Raw genomic sequence first — 22096 nt, 5'->3', positions numbered from 1 at the left:
GCGTCACCGGGCATTTCTAAAAGTTATCGACGTGACCGTACCACCTGATAGCGCCGCGTGACATATTCAATTGGCGCACTCCACACGTGTACCAGTCGGGTGAACGGGAAGAGCAGGAAGATGGTCATCCCCAGCACCAGATGAACACGGTAGATGATAGCCACGCCATCCAGATGCGTGGATGCGCCGCCCTGGAAGGTCACCACGCTCTGTGCCCAGCCCACCAGTTTGAGCATTTCGCTGCCGTCCGGATGTTGCGCCGAGAACGGAATGGTGGTCAGCCCGAGAATACACTGAATCAGCAAAACGCTGAGGATTAGGATATCGGCGGTGCTGGAGGTGGCGCGTACGCGTGGGTTGGTCAGACGACGCACCAGAAGGCCCGCGCCGCCCACCAGCGTGAGCACGCCGCACACGCCGCCCAGAATCATTGCCATTTGCTGTTTTACCGCAATCGGCAGGAACCAGGCGTACATCCAGTGAGGCGTTAGCATGCCGAACAGGTGGCCGAAGAAGATCCCCAGAATGCCGACGTGGAACAGATTCGACCACAACACCATTCCGCGCTTGTCGAGCATCTGGCTGGACGAGGCGCGCCACGTATACTGACCGTAGTCATAACGCACCCAGCTACCGAGTAGAAACACCGTACCGCAAATATAGGGGTAGATGTCATAAAAGAAGACGTTGAGAAATTGCATCATTTCGGGCCTCCGGCACGGACGTCGACGTACTGTGGCGCAACGTCCTGGCTAAAGCGTCGTTGATAGCTTTGCAATGGGGAACTGTCACAACTGGTGGCATTATCTTCGATAAATTTCACCTGTTCCTCTTCCCATACTGCATCTAGCGCCTGTCGGGTGTCGTCACGCGGTTCACCCGCCACCTGTTGTGTGACACTGTCACTTGAAAGGGAGGTGTTGGCAATAATCAGCAGGGCATCAAAAATGTGATACCACGGTGCTTCTCGCTGTTTTAATCGCCCACCCAGCAGCGCCAGGATGGGCGCGACGTTCTGTAATCCATCCTGCGCGTCGTGAGGCGGAAGAATGCTGAGATATTCCAGATACAGCGGCAGATAATCCGGCAGTTCGCGACAGTCGATCTGCAGCCCGGCTTTTTCATACTGCGCCATTAAATCGACCATCGCCTGGCCGCGATCGCGTGATTCCGCATGCACGTGTTCAAACAGCAGAAGCGATGTGGCGCGACCGCGTTCAAAAAACTCGCACCATTCCGCCTGTTTATCGAGTAGCGGTACGCTGAGGTGTTTCATCACAAACGGCAGCAGCATTGGTGCATCACGTTCCACCAGATTAATCAGCTCGTCACGATTCTCCCAACACACCTCATCCGGATACTCCAGCAGTAAGCCGATCACCTTCAATATTTGCATCACTCTCCCTCCGCTTTTTCGCGCACTTCCGTGATGTTGATGGCATCGATACGCTGGCTGTTGAACAGGTTGAATTTGGTGTCTGAACCGTGACAACCATCGCCAAAGGTAAAGCCACAACCGTTACGTTCCGGGAAGGCATCTTCCGCCAGTTCTCGGTGGCTGGTGGGGATCACGAAACGATCTTCGTAATTAGCGATAGCCAGATAACGGTACATCTCTTCAACCTGTTCCACGCTAAGGCCCACTTCCTCAATCGCACGGGTATCGGTCACGCCTTCGACGGTTTGCGAACGTTTGTAATGGCGCATCGCCATCATGCGTTTCAGGGCGCGCAGCACCGGGCCGGTATCGCCTGCGCTCAACATATTGGCAAGGTATTGCACCGGTATACGCAGGGTTTCTACGGCAGGCAACACGCCGCCATTGCGCGGAAGGCCACCGGCGTCGGCCACGGACTGAATCGGTGACAGCGGTGGTACGTACCAGACCATCGGCAGAGTGCGATATTCCGGGTGCAGCGGCAGGGCCAGCTTCCAGTCCATCGCCATTTTATAGACCGGGGAGCGCTGGGCAGCGTCGATAACGTTTTGCGGAATGCCTTGTTTCAGCGCTTCTTCAATGACCGCCGGGTCGTTCGGATTCAGGAACACATCGCACTGACGCTCATAGAGATCCGTTTCATGCTCGGTGCTCGCCGCTTCTTCGATACGATCCGCATCATAGAGCAGCACGCCAAGGTAGCGGATGCGCCCGACGCAGGTTTCCGAGCACACGGTCGGCTGACCGGACTCAATGCGCGGATAACAGAAAATGCATTTTTCTGACTTGCCGCTCTTCCAGTTGAAGTAGATTTTTTTATACGGACAGCCGCTGATGCACATCCTCCAGCCGCGGCATTTGTCCTGGTCGATAAGCACAATCCCATCTTCTTCACGCTTATAGATCGCACCGCTCGGGCAGGTTGCCACGCAACTGGGGTTCAGACAGTGCTCACACAGTCGTGGGAGATACATCATGAAAGTATTTTCAAACGCGCCATACATCTCTTTCTGCATCGATTCGAAGTTACGGTCATGCGCACGCTTATCGAATTCACCGCCCAGCAACTCTTCCCAGTTTGGGCCCCATTCGATTTTGTTCATGCGTTGGCCGCTTATCAGTGAACGCGGCCGCGCGGTGGGTAAATGTTTTCCTTCCGGCGCGTTGTGCAGACTTTGGTAATCGTAGGTGAAGGGTTCGTAATACTCGTCAATAGCCGGCAGCACCGGGTTGGCGAAGATTTTCGATAACAGCCCGAGCTTGCCGCCCAGGCGCGGCGTGAGTTTGCCGCTGATACCGCGCACCCAGCCGCCTTGCCATTTATCCTGATCTTCCCAGTTTTTCGGATAGCCAATGCCGGGTTTGGTCTCCACGTTATTAAACCACGCGTACTCCATGCCTTCTCGGCTGCTCCAGACGTTTTTACAGGTCACCGAGCAGGTGTGACAGCCGATGCATTTATCAAGATTCAGTACCATCCCAACTTGCGAACGTATTTTCATTTTTTCGCCTCCTGTACCTGGTCCTGACCTTCGCCATCCAGCCAGTCAATGTTTTTCATTTTGCGGATCATGATGAATTCATCACGGTTTGAACCGACCGTTCCGTAATAGTTAAAGCCATAGGCCAGTTGCGCATAGCCGCCTATCATGTGTGTCGGTTTCGGGCAGACGCGGGTGACCGAGTTGTGAATACCGCCGCGCAGCCCGGTCACTTCCGAGCCCGGGATGTTCATAATGCGTTCCTGAGCGTGGTACATCATGGTCATGCCCGGTGGAACACGCTGGCTGACGACAGCACGAGCGGTGAGTGCGCCGTTGGCGTTGAAGGCTTCAATCCAATCGTTATCGGCGATGCCGAGCTCTTTGGCGTCGGTTTCGCTTATCCACACAATCGGCCCGCCGCGTGACATGGTCAGCATCAGCAGGTTTTCACTATAAGTAGAGTGGATGCCCCATTTCTGGTGCGGCGTCAGGAAGTTAAGCGCTTTCTCCGGGAAACCGTTGGGTGGCACTTCCTTCATGTGGGTGACGCTGCGGGTATCAATTGGCGGACGATAAGCCACCAGAGCCTCACCGAAATCGCGCATCCAGGCGTGGTCCTGATACAACTGTTGTCGCCCGGAAACCGTGCGCCATGGGATCAATTCATGCACGTTGGTGTAACCGGCGTTATAGGAAACATGTTCACTCTCCAGTCCAGACCAGGTTGGGCTGGAGATAATTTTGCGCGGCTGGGCCTGAATATCGCGGAAGCGGATCTTCTCATCCTCTTTATTCAAGGCCAGATGGGTGTGATCGCGCCCGGTAAATTCGCCCAGCGCTTCCCAGGCTTTTACCGCCACCTGGCCGTTGGTTTCCGGGGCCAGAGAAAGAATCACTTCCGAGGCGTCCAGCGCGGTTTCGATTTTCGGGCGACCTTTGGCCGGGCCATCCAGCTTGACGTAGTTCAGCTTGCCGAGGAAATCGACTTCCTGCTGCGTCTTCCAGCTGATGCCTTTCCCGCCGTTACCGAGTTTGTCCATTAACGGGCCAAGGGAAGTAAAGCGTTCGTAAGTTGCCGGATAGTCACGTTCCACGGCAATAATGTTTGGGGCGGTTTTGCCGGGAATCAGATCACATTCGCCTTTACGCCAGTCTTTAATATCAAACGGTTGCGATAACTCTGCCGGAGAGTCATGTTGCAGCGGCAGCAGGACGATATCTGTTTCCTGACCCAGGTGGCCCTGACATACGTCGGAGAAGGATTTGGCGATACCTTTGTAGATCTCCCAGTCGCTTTTCGATTCCCAGGCCGGATCGACCGCGGCGGAGAGCGGGTGGATAAACGGATGCATATCCGAGGTGTTCATATCGTCTTTTTCATACCAGGTCGCGGTTGGCAGGACGATATCGGAGAACAAACAGGTGCTGGACATACGGAAATCGAGCGTGACCAGCAGATCCAGCTTGCCCTCAATGGCGGCGGTTTGCCACTCCACTTCTTCCGGTTTTACGTCATTGGTGGAGCCCAGCTCTTCACCCTGTATACCGCTATCCGTGCCCAGTAGATACTTGAGCATATACTCATGTCCTTTACCGGAAGAGCCCAGCAGGTTAGAGCGCCAGATAAACAGGTTTCGCGGGTGGTTTTTACCGCTGTCCGGCTGCTCGCTGGCCATGCGAATATCGCCGGATTTCAGGGACTGTGCGGTATAGTCCGTTGGCGACACGCCTGCGGCTTCCGCCATGCCTTTGATGTGCAGTGGATTCAGATTGAGCTGCGGGGCAGACGGCAGCCACCCCATACGCTCGGCGCGAACATTAAAGTCGATCAGATGACCGGTGTATTTCCCTGGATCGGCCAGCGGGGAGAGCAGTTCCTGCGCGGTGAGTTTCTCATAGCGCCACTGGCTGGCGTGATTATAGAAGTACGAGGTGCTGTTCATATGGCGCGGCGGACGGTTCCAGTCCAGCGCGAAGGCCAGCGGCAGCCAACCGGTTTGCGGACGCAGTTTCTCCTGGCCGACATAGTGCGCCCAGCCGCCGCCACTTTGCCCCACACAGCCGCAGAACACCAGCATGTTGATCATCCCACGGTAGTTCATATCCATGTGGTACCAGTGGTTGACCCCGGCACCGAGAATAATCATTGAACGACCGTGCGTTTTGTTGGCGGTGTCGGCAAACTCGCGAGCAATCAGCTCAATGTTTCTGCGCGGTACGCCGGTGATCTGCTCGGCCCAGGCCGGGCTGTAGGCTTTGACATCATCATAGTCTGTGGCGGCGTGCTCGTCATTCAGACCGCGATCGAGGCCGTAGTTTGCCAGGATCAGGTCATAGACGCTCACCACCAGGCCACTGTGACCATCGGCGAAGGTCAACTGTTTTGCCGGAAGCTGGCGTACCAGAATCGGTTCCTGTTTGACGCTGCGGAAATGCGGGTTTTCATTGCCGCCAAAGTAGGGGAACGCCACGCCTGCCACCGTATCACGGGTGTCCATCAGCGACAGCGTCAGTTCGGTCTCCTGACCGGCTGCCAGTGATTCCAGATTCCATTTGCCTTTCTCGCCCCAGCGAAAGCCAATTGAGCCGTTCGGCACCACCAGTTCGCCTGTGGTGTTGTAGGCCACGGTTTTCCATTCCGGATTATTGCTTTCACCCAGACCATCCACGAGGTCGGAGGCGCGCAGCATTCGGCCTGCGCTGTACGAACCATCTTCACGCGCGTCGAGCATCACCAGCATCGGCATATCACTGTAGCGACGACAGTAGTTAAGGAAGTATTCGCTTGGGTTATCGAGATGAAACTCTTTGAGGATCACATGGCCCATCGCCATCGCCAGGGCGCTATCGGTGCCCTGTTTTGGCGCCAGCCAGTGGTCGCAGAGTTTGGCAACTTCCGAATAGTCCGGGGTAATCGCAATGGTTTTAGTGCCCTTGTAGCGTACTTCAGTAAAGAAGTGGGCGTCAGGTGTACGCGTCTGCGGCACGTTAGAGCCCCAGGCGATGATATAGCTGGAGTTGTACCAGTCAGCGGATTCCGGCACATCCGTTTGCTCACCCCAGGTCATCGGCGATGCCGGAGGAAGGTCACAGTACCAGTCATAGAAACTCAGACAGGTGCCGCCAATCAGTGAGAGATAACGCGTCCCCGCAGCGTAAGACACCATCGACATCGCCGGAATCGGCGAGAAGCCCGCCACGCGGTCCGGGCCGTAGTTTTTGATGGTCCACACGTTGGCGGCGGCGATAAGCTGGTTCAACTCTTTCCACGATGAGCGAACAAATCCGCCTTTGCCGCGCGCCTGCTTGTAGCTCAGGCATTTTTGCTTATCAGACATGATGGCATCCCAGGCCAGGACCGGGTCACTGTGCTGGTTTAACGACTCGCGCCACAGTTCAATCAGCTTTTTACGCGCCAGCGGATATTTCAGGCGGTTGGCACTGTAGAGATACCATGAGTAACTCGCGCCACGCGGGCAGCCGCGCGGTTCATGATTCGGCAGATCAGGACGGGTTCGTGGATAGTCAGTCTGTTGGGTCTCCCACGTGACCAGGCCATTCTTTACGTAGATTTTCCAGCTACAGGAGCCAGTACAGTTGACGCCGTGGGTAGACCGCACAATTTTGTCGAATTGCCAACGCTGGCGATAGCTGTCTTCCCAGTCACGGTTGGTATGAAACTCCTGGCCGTGGCCATTGGCGAAGGTTTCGCCTTTTTGTTTGAAATAACGAAAGCGATCCAGCAACTTACTCATGACATTTCTCCTGACGGGGAAAGCGGCTTCCCCGTGGTTGCACTGCTCAGGTATTTTTGATTATTGAGATGACGCTTTACGGCGACCATAAACCAGCCAGGTCACCAGCACACAAACGATGTAAAAGACGAGGAATACCTTCATCGCGCCGACCGGGGAACCGGTAAGGGCCAGCGAGGTGCCAAAGGCTTTCGGTATGAAGAAACCACCGACAGCACCGATGGCAGAGATAAAGCCCAGCGCAGCGGCGGTATCAGTAACCGCAGCATGTTGGGCCTCTTCATCGCTGCCGCCGCGTTTTTTGATTTTATCGATCGTCAGTTGACGGAAGAGAACGGCGATCATCTGAAAAGTTGATCCACTGCCTAATCCGGCGGTCAGGAACAGTCCCATAAAGACTACATAAAATGCCAGGAAACTACCCAACCCGGAACCGGGAAGGGTAAGGAACAATAGGGCGCTGAACACTGCCATGAGGATAAAATTCACCAGCGTGACGCGCACGCCGCCGAGACGGTCAGAGATAACGCCACCAAAGGAACGCGCCAGCGCGCCGATAAACGGCCCGAAGAAGGCGAGCTTCAGGATGTTCACATCCGGGAACTGCGTTTTCGCCAGCATCGCAAAGCCTGCCGAGAAGCCGATGAATGAGCCGAAGGTGGCGAGATACAGCAGACTTAACAGCCACATATGCCCGCTTTTCAGCACGGGCAGTTGCTCGGCTATCGAGGCCTTCGAGCTTGCGATATCATTCATGCCAAACCAGGCGGCAACGGTCGCGATGAATAACAGGGGAGCCCAGATCCACGCGGCGTTGGTGAGCCACATTGAAGAGCCGTCTTCCTGCGTGACACCATGAACTCCCAGGAAGGTAAATATTGGCAGGAAAATCACCAGCGGCGCAGCCAACTGCATGACGCTAACGCCCAGATTCCCTAAGCCGCCGTTGATGCCCAGTGCGCTACCTTGCTTCGCTTTTGGATAAAAGAAACTGATGTTTCCCATGCTGGAGGCGAAGTTCGCACCTGCGAATCCACACAGTAGTGAAATAATGATAAATACTTCGAAAGGAGTATTGGTGTTCTGAATGGCAATGCCCAGCCAAACGCAGGGAATAATGAGAATTACCGTGCTTAATACCGTCCAGTAACGCCCACCCAATATAGGCACCATAAAGGAGTAGGGGACGCGTAAAATAGCCCCGGAGAGAGAAGGTAACGCAGTTAATAAAAAGAGCTGATCGGTGGTGAAATTAAAGCCGACTTTATTGAGATTGACCGCAACGGCACTGAAGAGCATCCAGACACAGAAGGCGAGTAATAAACAACTTACTGAAATGACGAGGTTTTTTCGTGCTATCTTATGCCCTTTATTCTCCCAAAACGCCGCATTTTCCGGTTTCCACGTAGTTAAAAGATAATGATTATTTTTCTCATTTTGTTGTGACATATTACCCTCGACGCGCCAGTAATTAATGAAAAACAAGCAATAACGGCGGCTGATTTCCACAAATCAGGGCGCCGTCAAATAATCGGTATTATTGGAGTCTCGAATGAAGGATAGATAAGAAAAGCCCGCCACGAGAAGGACATGGGTATTATCAGGGATAACAATTGTTACTAAATGTAACGATTAAGTTAATGTTTGGTTGTTCATGCGCGGTTTTTTCGGGGGATTCTGGAAACGTCAGGGAAACTAAAGTATTGGTTGGGATGCCCTCAGCCCGGCCCTCTCCCACAGGGAGAGGGAGAAAACAAGCGCCCAGATTTAGGATGTGCACAACCTGTACCCTCTCCCTGTGGGAGAGGGCCAGGGAGAGGGGCGCTCTTCTCACAACTGCAACGACAGCTCCATCGCCGCCCGCCTTAAGGGAGCCAGTGCTTTCTCCTTCAACGCCTGGGCGTCCATGCTGGAGGCCGGGACACCAACATTCATCGCCGCCACGATTTGACCACTGCGCGACAGCAAAGGAACCGCCAGCGAGCAAAGCCCCACCTCTATCTGCCGATCAGCAAGGGCATAACCCTGAATACGCACTTTGGCAATCTCCGTGCGCAGGGACTCTATATTGCACAGTGTATGCGGCGTGTAGCGAATTAATGTTGCACGTGACAGTGTCACCTCTAGTTGCTCTTCCGGCAGCGCACTCAGCAGCACGCGGCCCATAGAGGTCGCCCAGGCGGGCAAACGACTGCCGCGCCCTAAATCAATGCTTAGCAGGTTATTTACAGCGGTTCGCGCAATGTACAGCACATTATCACCATCAAGCGTCGCGGCTGAGCAGGATTCATTGAGTTGCTGACCGAGCGTGTCGAGAGATTGCTGAGCCGCTTTCGCCAGCGGTGTTCCGGCGAGGTATGCATGACCGACCGCCAGCACGCGGGGTAAAAGCTCGTAGCTGCGGCCATCTGGCGTATGCACCATGCCCAGCGCCGCAAGGGTATACAAACAGCGGCGAACGGCCGCGCGGGAGATCTGGGTTTTCTGACTAAGTTGTGAGATTGTTAATCGCTGACGTTGTGGGGTGAAGGCACTCAGCACCTCCAGGCCACGGGCCAGAGACAACATAAAGTTGGGGTCCCGCTCAGCCTGCCTGGCCGTAAGGGAGTCATTGATTTCATTGCTCATTTTAACCCGCTCCATTCAGGGGTAACGATGCTCACTGCGTCACTATACCTTGTGGGTGCAACGGCAGGCAGGAATCTCCCCAATATCCCACGAAGATCACATTATTAACTGCCTTATAACAAACGTGTCGATAATCGCACAACATTTCGATTATCGTCGTTGACCACCCCTGTTATGAAAATCTATTGTCAAAAGCAAGGTTATCGCCACCCTGTGGGGATTAGACCAAAACAATAAGAAGTAAAAGGAAGAGAGATGAGCGCCACGATTGAACATATTGGAAGCTGGCTGGTGGATGTTCCGACTATTCGCCCGCACAAATTATCGATGACCACCATGGGCTGCCAGACGCTGGTGATCATTCGCATTACCCGATCAGACGGCATTACCGGGATAGGTGAAGCGACCACCATTGGTGGGCTGAGCTACGGCGTAGAGAGCCCGGAGGCGATCAAACTCACTATTGATGGCTACCTTGCCCCCTTATTACAGGGGCAGCCAGCGGACAATTTGCAGGCGCTGCTCTATCGCATTGAAAAGAGCGTCAAGGGCAATACCTTTGCCAAATCAGCGATAGAAACCGCGCTGCTGGATGCGCAGGGTAAATCACTGGGCGTACCGGTGTCGGCGCTGCTGGGCGGCGCATTGCAAACGTCTATTCCGGTGCTGTGGACGCTGGCGAGCGGTGATACGGCAAAAGACATTGCTGAAGGGGAAAACCTGCTGGCTTCACGTCGTCATCAGGCGTTTAAGCTGAAAATCGGGGCGCGTGAGCTGGCGACCGATCTTAAACATACTGCGGCGATTGTTGATGCACTGGGCGATCGCGCCAGTATTCGCGTCGATGTAAACCAGGCCTGGGATGCGACAACCGGGGCGAAAGGCTGCCGTGAGCTGGCGGCGATGGGCGTTGACCTGATTGAACAGCCGGTTTCAGCGCGCGATAACGCCGCGCTGGTACGTTTAAGCCAGACCATCGAGACGGCGATTCTGGCCGACGAAGCGGTGTCCACGCATTTCGACGGCTATCAGCTGGCGCAGCAGGGTTTTACCGGGGCTTATGCGCTGAAAATTGCCAAAGCGGGCGGACCGCAAAGCGTCCTTAAGCTGGCGCACGTGGCCCAGGCGGCGGGCATTGGTTTGTATGGCGGAACGATGCTGGAAGGCAGCGTCGGGACGGTGGCGTCGCTGCATGCCTGGTCAACGCTTCCGCTGGCCTGGGGTAGCGAAATGTTTGGCCCACTGCTGCTAAAAGACGACGTCATCAGCGTACCGCTGACCTTTGCCGATGGGCACGTTACGCTGCCGCAGACGCCTGGGTTGGGCATTGAACTGGATGAAGATAAATTGCGTTTTTATACGCGTAAAGGATGAGGTAGAGCATGTTATTTAAAGTTGAAATGACCGTTAATATTCCGCTGGACTTTCCGGTAGAGCAGGCGGATGAAATTAAGAAAAAAGAAAAAGCCTACTCGCAGCAATTACAGCGTGATGGCAAATGGCGACACATCTGGCGCGTAGCCGGTTTATATTCCAACGTCAGTATTTTCGATGTACAGGATGCTGATGAATTGCATCAAATTTTAATGGGTTTACCGCTATATCCATTTATGGATATTCAGGTTGATGCACTGTGTCGTCATCCTTCATCCATTCGCGACGACGATAAATAAAATTATAACCTCATGTCGGGGTAATTCCCCGGCATTCTCTTTACCCTGCAAGCAATAACAAGTGAGATAACAATATGACTAACTCATTCGTACAACAAGACGAAGTACAGGCTTTATTACGTGAAAGTGCCGGTTTAAATTCCCCTGAGGGCAATGAACGTTTTAAGGCAATTACCCACCGTCTGCTGGAAAATATTTGTGGTTTAATTGATGACTACAATGTCACCCAGGAAGAGTTCTGGCACGCCATTAATTATCTGCATGAACTGGGCGGTCGTCAGGAAGCGGCATTATTAGCGGCGGGCCTGGGTCTGGAGCATTTCCTCGATTTACGCCAGGACGCCATTGATGCCGCGCAGCAGCGTGAAACTGGCGGCACGCCACGTACCATTGAAGGCCCGCTGTATGTGGCTAACGCACCGCTGGCGCAGGGATATGACCGAATGGACGATGGTAAAGATCCCGGTGAAACTCTGTGGCTACACGGCGTGGTCACCGACACCAAAGGCCAGCCGGTTGCGAATGCCATTGTTGATATCTGGCACGCCAATACGCTGGGCAACTATTCCTTCTTCGATCAGAGTCAGAGCGAATACAACCTGCGCCGTCGTATTCAAACTGGCGCGGACGGGCGCTACAGCGTGCGTACCATCATGCCTTCAGGCTATGGCTGCCCGCCAGATGGCCCAACCCAAAAATTGCTGGATCTGTTAGGTCGCCACGGCAACCGCCCTGCGCATATTCATTTCTTTGTTTCCGCACCGGGTCATAAACATTTAACCAGCCAGATTAACTTTAACGGTGATGAATATTTGTGGGATGACTTTGCTTTCGCCACGCGCGATGGCTTAATTGCTGACCCGATTAAAGTTAATGATGAACAGAAAATTCGCGAGCGTGACCTCGAAGGCCCACATACGGAAATCCGCTTTGATTTTACAATCTGCAAAGCGTTATCTGCCGATGAAGAAGGTCGAATTACTCGCTCGCGTGCAAAAGAATAATATTTAACGCTCGCTGTTCACCTGCACTATTTTTATCCTTGCAATTACGGGAGAAACCGTTATGCAAAAAACACTGACATCGCTAAAAAATAAAATCAGCAATGCACTGATTGTCGATCGTGAAAATCATATTTATCGCTGCCATCGGTCTATATTTACCGACCAGGCTTTGTTCGATTTTGAAATGAAACATATCTTTGAAGGTAAATGGGTATTTTTGGCGCATGAAAGCCAGATCCCGGAGCCGGGTGATTATTACACTTTAACGCTGGGCCGCCAGCCGGTGATTATTACCCGCGACAAGAAAAACGAGCTGCATGCGATGATCAACAGCTGCGCTCACCGTGGCGCGATGCTGTGCCGCCGTAAAACAGGTAACAAGAGCTCCTTCACCTGTCCGTTCCACGGCTGGACTTTCAGCAATAACGGCAAGCTGCTGAAAGCGAAAGATGAGAGTACCGGCGGTTATCCGGAGACGTTCAAACATGAAGGTTCGCACGACCTGAAAAAACTGCCGCGTTTTGAGTCGTATCGCGGATTCCTGTTTGGCAGCCTGAGTGACGATGTACAACCGCTGGCCGATTACATGGGCGAAACGCTGAAAATTATCGACTTGATCGTTGACCAGGCCCCGGAAGGCCTGGAAGTGCTGAAAGGCTCTTCAAGCTATGTGTACGAAGGCAACTGGAAACTGGGCGCTGAAAACGGTGCCGACGGTTATCACGTGAGCGTCGTGCACTGGAACTATGCCTCTACCATGTCACGCCGAAATTACGAAGCGGAAGGGACGCACGCGGTGGATGCGAACGGCTGGTCGAAAAGCGTAGGCGGTGGTTACGGCTTTGAAAACGGCCATATGCTGCTGTGGACGCGCGCCCTGAACCCGGAAGTGCGTCCGGTCTTTGCGCATTACGAGCGTCTTAAAGCAGAATTCGGTGACAACCGTGCCGGGCAGATGGTCAACGAAACGCGCAATCTCTGTATTTACCCGAATGTTTATTTGATGGATCAGTTCTCCACGCAGATCCGCGTGATTCGGCCCATTTCCGTCGATAAAACAGAAGTCACTATCTGGTGTTTCGGCCCGAAAGGCGAGCCGGATCAGGCCCGTGCGCTGCGTATTCGTCAGTACGAAGATTTTTTCAACGTCAGCGGCATGGGCACACCGGACGACCTCGAAGAGTTCAGCGCCTGCCAGCGCGGGTATCTGGGGGAAAATCTGGCCTGGAGCGACCTCAGCCGCGGTGCGCTGCACTGGGTTGATGGCCCCGATGAGCACGCCAGCGAGTCAGGTTTCAAACCCATTTTAAGCGGCGTGAAATCGGAAGATGAGGCGCTGTATATCGCTCATCATCATCACTGGCAAACGGTGATGCTGGCCGCGCTGGAGAAAGAACAGCAGCGCTACGATGCGTCAATTACCCAGCGTGTGGAGGTGGCCGATGCTGACGTGTGATCAGGTAAAACAATTTTTGTATCACGAGGCCAGGCTGCTGGACGACCGTCAATGGGATGAGTGGATCGCCTGCTACAGCCCAAAAGTGGTCTACTGGATGCCCGCCTGGGGCGATGATGACAAGCTGACCACCGACCCGCAGCGTGAAATTTCACTGATTTACTATCCGAACCGCGAGGGGCTGGAAGACAGGGTTTACCGCATCAAAACTGAGCGTTCTGGCGCCAGTACGCCGGAGCCGCGCACCACCCATATGATCAGCAATATTGAGATCCTCGGCCAGAGCGATCAGGGCGTAGATGTGCGCTACAACTGGGTAACTTACAGCCACCGCTATCAGCAAACGGATTGTTATTTCGGCACCACTTTCTGCACGCTGGTGGCGGGCGACGGTCAGCCACAAATTGTGCGCAAAACCGTACAACTTAATAACGATTACATCCGTCAGGTTATCGATGTTTACCATATTTAAGAGGTGCTTATGAGCTATACCATAGCGCTCAATTTTGAAGACGGCGTCACCCGATTTATTCAATGTAACGCCGGGGAGAAGGTGCTCGACGCCGCGTATCGCCAGAAAGTTAATCTGCCGATGGATTGTTCCGACGGTGTGTGCGGCACCTGTAAGTGTCATTGTCCAAGCGGCAACTATTCGCTGGGCGAGGATTATCTGGAAGAGGCGCTGGATGAAAACGAAGCGCAGGCGCGTCAGGTGCTGACCTGTCAGATGATCCCGGACAGCGATTGTGTGCTCGATGTGCCCGTCGCGTCGGCAGCGTGTAAAACGGGGATCGCCTCGTTTAATGCCACGGTGAAACGCGTCACAGCACTGTCTGCCAGCGCCATTGAACTGGTGGTGGAAACTACCGAAAACCTGAACTTCCTGCCAGGCCAGTACATCAATATTCAGGTGCCGGGTTCGCCGCAGGTACGTGCTTATTCCTTTAGCTCATTACCGGGCTGTAACGAAGGCCGTTTCCTGATTCGTAACGTGCCGGGTGGCCTGATGAGCCAGTGGTTAAGTCATAAAGCGGTGGCAGGTGCGCCACTAAACCTGACCGGGCCGATGGGCAGTTTTTATCTACGTAACGGCGAACGCCCGCTGCTGATGCTGGCGGGCGGCACCGGGCTGGCGCCGATGCTGGCGATGCTGCATACCCTGGTGCAGCAGCAAAGCGCGCGAGACATAACCCTGCTTTACGGCGTGAATGGCGACGACGACCTGGTGCTGGGCGACTTGCTCGACAGTTTCGCCGCGCAGTTACCGGGCTTTAGCTGGCTGCCGGTGGTGGCTGCCAGCGAAAGCGCCTGCCCGCAAAAAGGCTACGTGACTGAACACTTTACCAGCAAAATGCTCAACGAGGGCGATGTTGATATTTACCTCTGCGGGCCGCCGCCGATGGTGAACGCCGTCACCTCTACGTTGCAGGCACTGGGCGTTAACCCGGCGGGATTCTGGTATGAGAAATTTATCGCCAGCCAGAGCGCGGCGGCATAAGGAGCAATCATGCGATTTAGCAATAAAGTGATGGCGATTACCGGTGCGGCGCAGGGTATCGGCCGCCGCACGGCGGAGCTGGCGGCAGAACAGGGCGCGGCGCTGCTGCTTATCGACCGCTCGCAATACGTTCATGAACTGGCGGCAGAATTGTCTACTACCGGGCACCACGTGCTGGCGCTGGAAGCGGATCTTGAACAGTGGGAAAGTACGGAACAGGTATTTGCCGCCGGCGTCGCGCATTTTGGCCGGATTGATGTGCTGGTGAACAATGTCGGCGGTACCATCTGGGCACGCCCCTTCGCCGAGTATCAACCCGCGCAAATTGAAGCGGAAGTGCGCCGATCGCTTTTCCCGACGCTGTGGGGGTGCCGTGCGGTGCTACCGTATATGCTGGCGCAGGGCAAAGGCAGCATCGTCAATATCTCTTCAGTGGCGACCGGCGGGGTGAATCGCGTGCCGTATTCGGCTGCAAAAGGCGGCGTTAATGCCCTGACGCGCTCCATTGCGATGGAATATAGCGAGGCTGGCATTCGCATTAATGCCGTTGCCCCTGGCGGGACAGAAGCCCCGGCGCGTTTAACGCCGCGCAACACGGAGCAACCAAACGAGCAGGAAAAAGCGTGGTATCAACAGGTGGTGGATCAAACGGTGCAAAGTAGTTTACTGCACCGTTACGGCACGCTGGATGAGCAGGCGCATGCCATTCTGTTCCTCGCCAGTGATGAAGCCAGCTACATCACTGGCGTGGTATTGCCCGTCGCAGGTGGCGACCTCGGTTAACGCCGGGTCGCGTACCAGCAGAGCAGGGAGCCTGCGCAAACCATGCAGGCCCCTTGCCAGAATGCCCAGGAAAGCGATTCGCTCAGTAACAGTGCCGCCAGCGCAGCGGAAAGCACTGGCGTCAGATACGAAGCCGTTGCCAGCAGGCTGACGTTACCATGCAGGATCCCGATGTTCCACGCCGCATAGCCAAAGCCCAGCGCGATGGCGCACATCCCAAGCTTAATCACCACTGGCAGGCTGAAGGCCATGTCTGGCTGCGTGCTAAACAAAAACTTTATCCACAGCGTAACGGCGGTCAGCAGGATAAACAGCGTGATGCCATTTTTGCCCTTGGCATATTTTGCTGTCACCGTGCAGTAAGCCGCCCAGATGAAAGCCCCGGTAAAGGCGAGAATATAGCTTAGCGGACTGGAAATAACGTTGCTGATAATTTCATCAATATTTAGCCCGCGATCGCCACCCAGTACCCAACTGACACCTAACAGTGATAATCCCAGGCCGGGAATAATTAAGAAGTTACTCTTCTGGCCGTTGAAAATAATGGCGAACAGAATCGTCAGGCTTGGCCACAAATAATTGACCATCCCCACTTCAATGGCCTGCTGGCGCGTACCGGCAAAACCGAGCGACAGCGCCAGACATATTTCATAGCTCACAAACAGCACGCATCCCGCCAGCAGATAACGGCGCGAAAACTGGCGAAGATCGGGGAAGCCGACGGTCAACATCAGTAGCAAACCGCTCAGGGTGTAGATCATTGCCGCGCCGCCTACCGGGCCAAGACCTTCGCTGACGCCGCGAATCAGCCCCACCATGGTGCTCCATAACAGAATGGCCACCAGGCCAATAAGCGTTGCTTTCTTTTTATTCATCACAAATTGAGGTGCTTAAATTGAGCAAACCTCGTTTATAGCACTTTTTACCCGTTGACGGAGAATAATTTCCGGGGAACGTACTACTAAAGAGTTAATGAAAATCAATGACCCTGACTATTAAGGGGGCAGATCTATTTGAGTTTGATTTGACGCAAAAAACGCAGGGGTATAGCTGTTAATTTGCCTGCCTACGTTACATTCCAATAACGAGGAAAGCAATGGACGTCAGCCGCAGGAAATTTTTTAAAATCTGCGCGGGCGGTATGGCGGGTACAACGGCAGCGGCGCTGGGCTTTATGCCTAAAATGGCGCTGGCTCAGGCACGTAATTTCAAACTGCTGAAAGCCAAAGAAGTCCGTAATACCTGTACTTACTGCTCTGTGGGTTGTGGGCTATTAATGTATAGCCTGGGCGATGGGGCGAAAAATACCCGCGAAGCCATTTATCATATTGAAGGTGACCCGGATCATCCGGTCAGCCGCGGGGCGTTATGCCCGAAAGGGGCGGGCCTGCTGGATTACATCCACAGTGAAAACCGCCTGCGTTACCCGGAATACCGTGCGCCAGGCTCCAACAAATGGCAGCGCATCAGCTGGAACGAAGCGTTTGAACGTATCGCGAAGCTGATGAAAGCGGACCGCGACGCCAACTTTATCGAGAAAAACGATCAAGGCGTGGCAGTAAACCGTTGGCTGTCGACCGGGATGCTCTGCGCATCGGCGGCAAGTAATGAGACCGGTATGCTGACGCAGAAGTTTGTGCGTTCTCTTGGCATGCTGGCGGTAGACAACCAGGCGCGCGTCTGACACGGACCAACGGTAGCAAGTCTTGCTCCAACATTTGGTCGCGGTGCGATGACCAACCACTGGGTTGATATCAAAAACGCCAACGTTGTGATGGTGATGGGCGGCAACGCCGCTGAAGCGCATCCGGTGGGTTTCCGCTGGGCGATGGAAGCCAAAAACAATAACGATGCGACGCTTATCGTCGTCGATCCACGCTTTACGCGTACCGCCTCGGTGGCGGATATCTACGCGCCAATTCGTTCCGGTACGGACATTACGTTCCTGTCTGGCGTACTGCTGTATCTGATCGAAAACAACAAAATTAACGCCGAATACGTTAAGAGCTACACCAACGCCAGCCTGCTGGTGCGGGATGATTTTGGCTTCGAAGACGGCCTGTTCAGCGGCTATGACGAAACGAAGCGCCAGTACGATAAAACGTCCTGGAACTATCAGTTCGATGAAAACGGCTATGCCAAACGCGACGACACGCTGACGCATCCTCGCTGTGTCTGGAATCTGCTGAAGCATCACGTTTCCCGCTATACGCCGGATGTAGTTGAAAACATCTGCGGTACGCCGAAAGCGGACTTCCTGAAAGTGTGTGAAGTGCTGGCTTCTACCAGTGCGGCTGACCGGACGACCACGTTCCTGTATGCGCTGGGCTGGACACAGCACACCGTGGGTGCGCAGAACATTCGTACCATGGCGATGATTCAGTTGCTGCTCGGCAATATGGGGATGGCAGGCGGCGGCGTGAATGCCCTGCGCGGTCACTCCAATATCCAGGGTCTGACCGATCTCGGCCTGCTTTCTACCAGCCTGCCGGGTTATCTGACGCTGCCGTCGGATAAACAGACTGACCTGCAAACGTACCTGACGGCCAATACGCCGAAAGCCACGCGCGCAGACCAGGTGAACTACTGGGGCAACTATCCGAAGTTCTACGTCAGCCTGATGAAAGCGTTCTACGGCGATGCCGCGCAGAAAGAAAACGGCTGGGGCTTTAACTGGTTGCCGAAGTGGGACCAGGCCTATGACGTGATTAAATATTTCAACATGATGGACCACGGTAAAGTGAATGGCTATATCTGCCAGGGCTTTAACCCGGTCGCCAGCTTCCCGGACAAAAACAAAACCGTCCGCGCACTGAGTAAGTTGAAATACATGGTGGTTATCGATCCGTTAGTCACCGAAACCTCGACGTTCTGGCAAAACCACGGCGAATCGAACGACGTTGATCCGTCAACGATTCAGACTGAAGTCTTCCGTCTGCCATCAACCTGCTTTGCGGAAGAGGATGGCTCGATTGCCAACTCTGGCCGCTGGCTGCAATGGCACTGGAAAGGCGCAGAGCCGCCGGGTGAAGCGCTGAACGACGGCGAAATTCTGGCTGGTATCTACCATCGTCTGCGCGAGATGTATCGCACTGAAGGGGGCAAAGGTACTGAACCGCTGCTGAAAATGAGCTGGAACTATAAGCAGCCGGACCGCCCGGAATCAGAAGAAGTGGCGAAAGAGAACAACGGCTACGCGCTGGAAGATCTCTATGATGCAAACGGCGTGCTGGTGGCGAAAAAAGGTCAGTTGCTCAACAGCTTCGCGCTGCTGCGTGACGATGGCACTACGGCGTCGTCTTGCTGGATTTACACCGGTAGCTGGACAGAGCAGGGTAACCAGATGGCGAATCGCGATAACGCCGATCCATCGGGTCTGGGGAATACCCTCGGCTGGGCATGGGCGTGGCCGCTGAACCGCCGTGTGCTGTACAACCGCGCATCTGCCGATCCGCAGGGTAAACCGTGGGATCCAAAACGGATGCTGATTAAATGGAATGGCGCGAAATGGGTCGGGAACGATATTCCGGACTTCAACACCGCCGCACCAGGTAGCGATACCGGGCCATTTATCATGCAGCCGGAAGGGATGGGCCGTCTGTTTGCTATCGATAAGCTGGCGGAAGGTCCGTTCCCGGAACACTACGAGCCGATGGAAACGCCACTGGGCACCAACCCGCTGCACCCGAACGTGATTTCGAGCCCGGTGGTTCGACTGTACGAAGACGATGCACTGCGGATGGGTAAAAAGGATAAGTTCCCGTATGTGGGGACAACCTATCGCCTGACCGAGCATTTCCATACCTGGACCAAGCATGCGCGCCTGAACGCCATTGCGCAGCCGGAACAGTTTGTTGAAATCAGCGAAAACCTGGCGAAAGCCAAAGGTATCGCCAATGGCGATCGCGTGACCGTCAGCAGTAAGCGCGGCTTTATCCGCGCCGTGGCGGTGGTAACGCGTCGTCTGCAAACCCTCAACGTTCATGGACAACAGGTGGAAACAATTGGGATCCCGCTGCACTGGGGTTATGAAGGCGTGGCCCGTAAAGGCTATATCGCTAACACCCTGACGCCTAATGTCGGCGATTCGAACTCGCAAACGCCGGAATATAAGGCGTTTCTGGTGAACATCGAGAAGGCTTAAGGAGCGAACGATGGATATGCAATCTCAGGATATTATCAAACGCTCTGCGACGAACCCGATAACGCCCGCGCCGCGTGCGCGGGATTATAAAGAGGAAGTAGCAAAGCTGATTGATGTTTCCTCCTGCGTGGGCTGTAAAGCCTGCCAGGTGGCGTGCTCAGAGTGGAATGATATTCGCGATGACGTAGGCCACTGCGTGGGTGTGTACGATAACCCGGCAGATTTAAGCGCCAAATCCTGGACGGTGATGCGTTTTAGCGAGACCGAACAGAACGGCAAACTGGAGTGGCTGATTCGTAAAGATGGCTGCATGCACTGTGAAGATCCGGGCTGCCTGAAGGCATGCCCGTCTGCCGGCGCAATCATCCAGTACGCGAACGGGATCGTCGACTTCCAGCAGGATAACTGCATTGGCTGCGGCTACTGCATCGCCGGGTGTCCGTTTAATATTCCGCGCCTCAATAAAGAGGATAACCGGGTATACAAATGCACCCTGTGCGTGGACCGCGTCAGCGTGGGCCAGGAGCCGGCGTGTGTGAAAACCTGTCCGACCGGGGCGATTCACTTCGGCACCAAGAAAGAGATGCTGGATGTGGCTCAGGAACGTGTCGATAAGCTAAAAGCGCGCGGCTACGCTAATGCAGGCATCTATAACCCGCAGGGCGTGGGCGGTACGCACGTGATGTATGTTCTGCATCATGCGGATCAGCCGGAGCTGTATCATAAGCTACCAAAAGATCCGAGTATCGACACCAGCATCAACCTGTGGAAAGGGGCGCTGAAGCCGCTCTCCGCCGCCGGGTTCATCGCCACCTTCGCCGGGCTGATTTATCACTACATTGGTATTGGCCCGAATAAAGAAGTAGATGACGACGAAGAGGATGACAGCCATGAATAAGTCGAAAATGATTGTGCGCACCAAATTTATTGACCGCGCCTGTCACTGGACGGTGGTGATTGCCTTCTTCCTGGTGTCGCTGTCGGGGATTTCATTCTTCTTCCCGACGCTGCAATGGCTTACGGAAACGTTCGGTACACCGCAAATGGGTCGTATTCTGCACCCGTTCTTCGGCGTACTGATCTTCGTGCTGCTGATGCTGATGTTCTTCCGTTTTGTGCATCACAACATTCCGGACAAAGAAGACATTCCCTGGGTGAAAGGGATTGTTGAAGTTCTGAAGGGTAACGAGCACAAAGTAGCGCGCGTCGGCAAATATAACGCCGGGCAGAAAATGATGTTCTGGACGATCATGAGCATGATTTTTGTGCTTTTGGTGACCGGGATTATTATCTGGCGTCCGTACTTTGCGCACTATTTCCCGATTCAGGTCGTGCGTTACAGCCTGCTGTTGCACGCCACATCAGCCATTATTTTGATTCACGCCATCCTTATCCATATGTATATGGCTTTCTGGGTGAAAGGATCGATTAAGGGCATGATTGAAGGCAAGGTGAGCCGCCGCTGGGCGAAGAAGCATCACCCGCGCTGGTATCGTGATGTCGAGCGCATGGAAGCGAAAAAAGAGACTAACGAAGGGCTGTAAGGGCCTGACGTGAATACGCTCCCCCGTGCTGCAAGGTGCGGGGGATTTTTGCATTCAGGTGTTGGTGATGAGCGAGTCGATGGCGTGGATAACGTTGTTCCGGGCGTTGCGCAGATTGCAGATGTAGTCTGTCGGGGCCATCGATTTTGTTTTGATACTGGTCAGCATCGGTGCGCACAGCACCAAAGTTTCAAATTCAAGATTTACTTTCGGAACGACGGAACGTTGCCATTTCGGCAATAAATAATTTTTAGCCAGTGGCATAATGACTCGTGTCGCTAAGTCTTCGTAATAATCATTTTGCACAACCATATAATAGGGCCATAACTTATTGGTTAATGGTGATGGGTTTCTGTATACGTCAAATTGTTCAGCCATTAGATAACCTTAAAAAAATCATCGTCAGTTAACGTGCCATACTTTTCTATAAGATCATTCATAGCTTTCATGAATTCCTTATCCTGCTGTCGTTGGCGTGCAGTAATGCTACGAACGGGGCGGTTACCAGGGGGCGTAAGGTAAGAGCGTTCATTTTTTTTCGTCGCTGAAATTTTCATTTCTGTCTCCTTATCGTTAATGCGCTGATTATCGTTTCCCTCATTTAAAAGGCAAGTGCCTTTCACCGTGAGTTTATTAATTTGCGTAGCGGCTTCCACAATATAGCAACGCATTACATTTGCACCGGTATA

The 22096-nt window shown here is 54.0% G+C and carries 19 protein-coding genes; 10 read left to right on the top strand and 9 right to left on the bottom strand.

The window, feature by feature from the left end; genetic code table 11:
- Positions 1-23: 23 nt before the first annotated feature.
- The 6 genes from narI to F0Q32_RS07550 all read right to left on the bottom strand — a co-directional run bounded on the left by narI (position 24) and on the right by F0Q32_RS07550 (position 9320).
- Positions 24-704: a respiratory nitrate reductase subunit gamma gene (gene narI, locus F0Q32_RS07575; protein WP_149462550.1), complete on the bottom strand. Its 681-nt coding sequence runs from the start codon at positions 702-704 to the stop codon at positions 24-26.
- Positions 701-1396 carry a nitrate reductase molybdenum cofactor assembly chaperone gene (narW, locus tag F0Q32_RS07570; RefSeq protein WP_149462549.1) on the bottom strand — a complete coding sequence of 232 codons (696 nt, stop codon included), beginning with the start codon at positions 1394-1396 and terminating at the stop codon, positions 701-703. Before narW ends, narI begins: the two co-directional genes overlap by 4 nt.
- On the bottom strand, positions 1396-2940 hold the full coding sequence (gene narH, locus F0Q32_RS07565) for a nitrate reductase subunit beta (protein WP_149462548.1): 1545 nt from the start codon (positions 2938-2940) through the stop codon (positions 1396-1398). The genes narW and narH overlap by 1 nt, the downstream gene beginning before the upstream one ends.
- Positions 2937-6677: a nitrate reductase subunit alpha gene (locus F0Q32_RS07560; protein WP_149462547.1), complete on the bottom strand. Its 3741-nt coding sequence runs from the start codon at positions 6675-6677 to the stop codon at positions 2937-2939. The genes narH and F0Q32_RS07560 overlap by 4 nt, the downstream gene beginning before the upstream one ends.
- Before the next feature lie 60 nt (positions 6678-6737).
- Positions 6738-8126: a NarK family nitrate/nitrite MFS transporter gene (locus F0Q32_RS07555; RefSeq protein WP_149462546.1), complete on the bottom strand. Its 1389-nt coding sequence runs from the start codon at positions 8124-8126 to the stop codon at positions 6738-6740.
- Between the two features lie 381 nt (positions 8127-8507).
- Entirely contained in the window at positions 8508-9320 is an 813-nt protein-coding gene (locus tag F0Q32_RS07550) for an IclR family transcriptional regulator C-terminal domain-containing protein (protein WP_370516872.1), read from the bottom strand.
- A 240-nt stretch (positions 9321-9560) separates the two neighbouring features.
- On the opposite strand from F0Q32_RS07550, the gene F0Q32_RS07545 reads away from it, so the two are divergent.
- The 7 genes from F0Q32_RS07545 (at position 9561) to benD (ending at position 15719) form a co-directional block, all read left to right on the top strand.
- The gene (locus F0Q32_RS07545) at positions 9561-10679 is read left to right on the top strand and encodes a muconate cycloisomerase family protein (protein ID WP_149462544.1); all 1119 of its coding nucleotides are present in this window, start codon (positions 9561-9563) and stop codon (positions 10677-10679) included.
- Between the two features lie 8 nt (positions 10680-10687).
- Entirely contained in the window at positions 10688-10978 is a 291-nt protein-coding gene (gene catC / locus F0Q32_RS07540) for a muconolactone Delta-isomerase (protein WP_015964357.1), read from the top strand.
- Positions 10979-11052: 74 nt separating this feature from the next.
- Entirely contained in the window at positions 11053-11982 is a 930-nt protein-coding gene (gene catA / locus F0Q32_RS07535) for a catechol 1,2-dioxygenase (protein WP_149462543.1), read from the top strand.
- A 61-nt stretch (positions 11983-12043) separates the two neighbouring features.
- Complete coding sequence (locus tag F0Q32_RS07530; RefSeq protein WP_149462542.1) at positions 12044-13438, top strand: Rieske 2Fe-2S domain-containing protein; 1395 nt, start codon at positions 12044-12046, stop codon at positions 13436-13438.
- Positions 13425-13910: a benzoate 1,2-dioxygenase small subunit gene (gene benB, locus F0Q32_RS07525; protein WP_149462541.1), complete on the top strand. Its 486-nt coding sequence runs from the start codon at positions 13425-13427 to the stop codon at positions 13908-13910. Before F0Q32_RS07530 ends, benB begins: the two co-directional genes overlap by 14 nt.
- Positions 13911-13919: 9 nt before the next feature.
- Positions 13920-14936, top strand: a complete 1017-nt coding sequence (benC, locus tag F0Q32_RS07520; RefSeq protein WP_149462540.1) for a benzoate 1,2-dioxygenase electron transfer component BenC — start codon at positions 13920-13922, stop codon at positions 14934-14936.
- A 9-nt stretch (positions 14937-14945) separates the two neighbouring features.
- Complete coding sequence (gene benD, locus F0Q32_RS07515; RefSeq protein WP_149462539.1) at positions 14946-15719, top strand: benzoate diol dehydrogenase BenD; 774 nt, start codon at positions 14946-14948, stop codon at positions 15717-15719.
- Here the strand turns inward: benD and yddG are convergent.
- A complete protein-coding gene (yddG, locus tag F0Q32_RS07510) occupies positions 15716-16594 on the bottom strand; it encodes an aromatic amino acid DMT transporter YddG (RefSeq protein WP_149462538.1) in 879 nt (292 codons plus the stop codon). The two genes, benD and yddG, sit on opposite strands and share 4 nt — an antisense overlap.
- Before the next feature lie 221 nt (positions 16595-16815).
- Here yddG and fdnG point away from each other — a divergent pair, with 221 nt between their 5' ends.
- Genes fdnG through fdnI form a run of 3 tightly spaced genes read left to right on the top strand, consistent with a single transcriptional unit; the run spans position 16816 to position 21407 of the window.
- Complete coding sequence (fdnG, locus tag F0Q32_RS07505) at positions 16816-19863, top strand: formate dehydrogenase-N subunit alpha (RefSeq protein WP_149462537.1); 3048 nt, start codon at positions 16816-16818, stop codon at positions 19861-19863.
- Between the two features lie 10 nt (positions 19864-19873).
- Positions 19874-20761, top strand: coding sequence for a formate dehydrogenase subunit beta (gene fdxH / locus F0Q32_RS07500; protein ID WP_108474287.1), 888 nt, complete (start codon positions 19874-19876; stop codon positions 20759-20761).
- A complete protein-coding gene (gene fdnI / locus F0Q32_RS07495; protein WP_149462536.1) occupies positions 20754-21407 on the top strand; it encodes a formate dehydrogenase-N subunit gamma in 654 nt (217 codons plus the stop codon). Before fdxH ends, fdnI begins: the two co-directional genes overlap by 8 nt.
- Before the next feature lie 54 nt (positions 21408-21461).
- Here fdnI and F0Q32_RS07490 read toward each other — a convergent pair whose 3' ends face one another.
- On the bottom strand, positions 21462-21785 hold the full coding sequence (locus tag F0Q32_RS07490) for a CcdB family protein (protein ID WP_149462535.1): 324 nt from the start codon (positions 21783-21785) through the stop codon (positions 21462-21464).
- On the bottom strand, positions 21785-22078 hold the full coding sequence (locus tag F0Q32_RS07485) for a hypothetical protein (protein ID WP_149462534.1): 294 nt from the start codon (positions 22076-22078) through the stop codon (positions 21785-21787). The genes F0Q32_RS07490 and F0Q32_RS07485 overlap by 1 nt, the downstream gene beginning before the upstream one ends.
- Positions 22079-22096 lie beyond the last annotated feature (18 nt).

Origin of the sequence: Pseudocitrobacter sp. 73, assembly GCF_008369545.1 — a bacterium.
Taxonomy (GTDB): Bacteria; Pseudomonadota; Gammaproteobacteria; order Enterobacterales; family Enterobacteriaceae; genus Pseudocitrobacter; species Pseudocitrobacter vendiensis.
The sequence above is the reverse complement of the archived record's forward strand: the minus strand, read 5'-3'. Positions and strand labels throughout refer to the sequence as shown.